Annotated in this window: 2 protein-coding genes; both read right to left on the bottom strand. The window is 65.8% G+C overall.

All coding sequences use genetic code 11. From position 1 onward, the window contains the following. Positions 1-245: 245 nt before the first annotated feature. A complete protein-coding gene (locus AC0L3X_RS46725; protein ID WP_063980093.1) occupies positions 246-2,528 on the bottom strand; it encodes a xanthine dehydrogenase family protein molybdopterin-binding subunit in 2,283 nt (760 codons plus the stop codon). Continuing rightward, the gene (locus tag AC0L3X_RS46730) at positions 2,525-3,016 is read right to left on the bottom strand and encodes a (2Fe-2S)-binding protein (protein WP_014491023.1); all 492 of its coding nucleotides are present in this window, start codon (positions 3,014-3,016) and stop codon (positions 2,525-2,527) included. Before AC0L3X_RS46730 ends, AC0L3X_RS46725 begins: the two co-directional genes overlap by 4 nt. Positions 3,017-3,509 lie beyond the last annotated feature (493 nt).

A 3,509-nucleotide genomic window follows, 5' to 3' on the forward strand; every position in this document is an offset into this window, starting at 1 on the left:
CCACCCCGGCCTTTGGTTTCCAGGGGGTTTGGGGGGCCCCCCCCCCCCCCCCCCGGCGCCCCCCCCGGGCCCCCCCCCCCCGACCCAGTACGCCGAGGCGGCGCGGCCGGAGCTGAGAGGCCGCGGCGTACTGGATGCCCCGCTTTCGCGCGGCATGACAGCGAGATTGTGGAGACGCCTACCAAAACAAATCCGCCGGAAGTTGCCCTCCGGCGGATCAGCTTACTTGGCAATTACGCCTCGCCTTACGCCTTCATCGCCCCCTTGACGGCCTCGGCCGTGATCGGCAGGGCCCGGATGCGGGCGCCTGAGGCGTTGAAGATGGCGTTGCCGATTGCCGGAGCGATGACCGTCACCGCGGGCTCGCCGACGCCGGTGGCCTTTTCGCCGTTGGCGATCACGGCGACGGCGACCTCGGGCATCTGGCTCATGCGCAAGGGCGTGTAGCTGTCGAAATTGGTCTGCTCGATGCCACCGTCCTTGAGCGTCGCCTTCTCGTACATCGCCAGCGACAGACCCCACAGCGCCGCGCCCTCGACCTGGGCACGGATGTTGTCGGGATGCACCTGCGTGCCGACGTCGGTTGCGACCGTGAGCTTCTTCACGGTCACCTCGCCCGACGGCGCCACCGCGACATGGGCGACGCACGCCGTCCAGCTCGCGGTCGCGCGCTCCTGCGAGGAGACGCAGGCCACGCCCATGCCCTCGCCTTTCGGCAATTGCTTGGTACCGTAGCCGGACAGCCCCATCGCGGCGAGCAACGTGTTGCGCAGCCGCTGCGCGCCGCCGTCGTTCTTGCCCTTGCCGTCGAGCAGCGCGATGCGGAATTGCGCCGGGTCCTTGCCGGTCGCAGCCGCGATCTCGTCGATCATGCTTTCGACCGCCCAGAACGTCCAGCCGGGCGCCACCGAGCGAAGCTGCCCGGACGGCGTCGCATTGTGCGCGAGCTCGTTCTTGATCGCGCGCACATAATGGTTGGGCACGGTGTAGAAGAAGTCGGCCCCGTTCACCGTGAAGGAATCGAGCGGGCCCTTCTTGTCGACCGAGGGCGTCAGGAAGTCAGGGATGCCCCAGCGCGCGGTCGGCCAGGCCGAGACGACGTCGTGGCTGAGCGCGACGAGCTTGCCATCGCCGTCCACGCCGGCCTTGACCTTCTGGTAGGTGAGCGGACGCGAGAAATCCATCGTCATGTCGTTCTCGCGCGTATAGATCACCTTCACCGGCTTGCCGATGGCCTTCGCCGCCTGCACCGCCGGCACCATCATGTCGGCATCGAGCCTGCGGCCAAAACCGCCGCCGAGCCACATCTGGTGCATCACCACGAACTTCGGATCGATCCCGGCGGCGCCTGCCGCAATCGCGCCGGAGCGCGTCGCGAACTGATTGCCGGAATAGATGTGCAGGATGTCGCCCTTGAACTCCGCCGTGGCGTTCATCGGCTCCATCGGCGCGTGGATGTTGATGCTGGTGGTGTACTCCGCCTCCAGCACCTTTGCGGCCGAGCCGAACGCCGCGTTGGGATCGCCGTCCTTGACGAAGAACTGGCCGGAATCCTCTAACTTCTGAAGCCGCTTGGCCTCGTCGAGCAGCGACTCGCTCGAGACCTTCGCGTTCGGACCGCCGTCATAGGCGATCTTCAGCGCCGCAGCGGCCTTCTTGGCGTTGGCGTAGGTGCTGGCGACCGCGACGACCCAGCCGGTTGTCGTGCCGGTCTTGTCGTCGAGGGTGACGGCCTTGATGAAGCCCGGCACTTTCTTGGCAGCCGAGTCGTCGACCGACTTCACCGTGGCGCCGAAGCGCACCGGCGGCGTCACCACCGCGCCATAGGCCATGCCCGGCAGCATCACGTCGATGCCGTACTTGGCCGTGCCGTTGGTCTTGGAGGGAATGTCGAGCTGCGGCACCGACACGCCGATCATGGTGTACTGGTCCGGCGTCTTCAGCTTGATCGCCTTCAGCTCGTCCGGCGTGAAGGTCTTGGTCGCCTTGCCGCTCTTCACGACATCGGCGAATGACACCTGCTTCTTCGACTTCGGATGCGAGATCACGGAATCGCGCACCACGAGCTCTGACGCCGGCACGCCCATCGCGGCGGCCGCGCCTTCGGTCAATGCCGTCCGTCCGGCTGCGCCGGCACGGCTCATCGCGTCGAAGTTCATCATGGTCGACCAGCTGCCGCCGGTGATCTGTGCCCCGAGCACGGGGTCGTTGAACTTCGGATCGTTGGAGGCAAGCGCGACGCGCATGTCGCTCCACTTCGCGCCCAATTCCTCGCAGACGATCTGCGCCATGGTGGAGGCGATGTGCTGGCCCATGTCGGCCTTGCCGCAGGTCACGGTGACCAGGCCATCGGGCGCGATCGCATACCAGACGCTCGGCTCGAAGTTCGAAGGCGCAGCGAGCGCCCCACCGATGCCGGGCACGCCGGCGTAGCCGAGCACGAGGCCGGTCGCGGCCGTGCCGACCAGGAAGGAGCGGCGGCTGAGATCTGATGTCTCGGGCGTGATGGTGTTCACGTGCTTATTCATGTGGGCCTCCGTTCGTTGCCGGAGACGGATGCGGTGCGCATCTCGGTAGCGGCGCGCATGATCGCCTTCTGGATCCGCGAATAGGTCATGCAACGGCAGAGATTGCCGTCCATATGCGCCACGACCTCCTCCTTGGTCGGATTGGCATTCTTGGCCAGCAGCGAGGCCGCCTGCATGATCTGCCCGGACTGGCAGTAGCCGCATTGCGGCACCTGCTCGGCGATCCACGCCTTCTGCAGCGGATGATCACCCTTGGCGGAAAGGCCTTCGATGGTGGTGATCTTCTTGCCGGCGACATCGCCGACCATAGTCTGGCACGAGCGCACGGCTTCGCCGTTGACGTGCACGGTACAGGCACCGCACAGCCCGGCACCGCAGCCGAACTTGGTGCCGGTCATCTGCAATTGCTCGCGGATCGCCCAGAGGAGCGGCGTGTCGTTCGCCGCATCCACGGACAGACTCCGCCCGTTGATGGTGAGAGTTGGCATAGGCGTCTTCCCCTGCCGGTGCATGAAGCCGCTTACGGCGGCAACTTGAACAGTGGACGCCCACCGGGCTGGCGCCCACCTTGATCGTAAGAATGATCGGGTTCGCAGCCAGAGGCAAATGCAATTTGGAATCGATCGAAACTATCGCGGCAGCTCAGTGTTGTGCGTTGCGACAACGGCACCCGATGCAGCGACTGGACGCAACAGAGAATGCATCAGGCATGCGTGCCATCGCGTTCAGGCAGTTTCTTCCAGGTAACTTGACCGGCTAGAATGTAACCGCCGACGCGGATGCACCTTCTCCCCTTGTGGGAGAAGGTGGCGCGAAGCGCCGGATGAGGGGTATCTGTCCGCGAACTCGATGGGCAGTTTCGGTGCGGAGAGATACCCCTCACCCGTCTCGGCGCGGGGGGGGGGGGGCCCCCCCCCCCCCCACCGGGGCGGGGGGGCCGACCAACGGGGGTGAAATAAAAAAAAAGCGGGCAGACAAAAA

The organism is Bradyrhizobium sp. MI1.7, from assembly GCF_055811795.1.

What these genes read in the sequence shown, in the direction of transcription:
- AC0L3X_RS46730 (WP_014491023.1), bottom strand. Translation starts at nt 3,016, where the DNA reads ATGCCAACTCTCACCATCAACGGGCGGAGTCTGTCCGTGGATGCGGCG.
- AC0L3X_RS46725 (WP_063980093.1), bottom strand. Translation starts at nt 2,528, where the DNA reads ATGAATAAGCACGTGAACACCATCACGCCCGAGACATCAGATCTCAGC.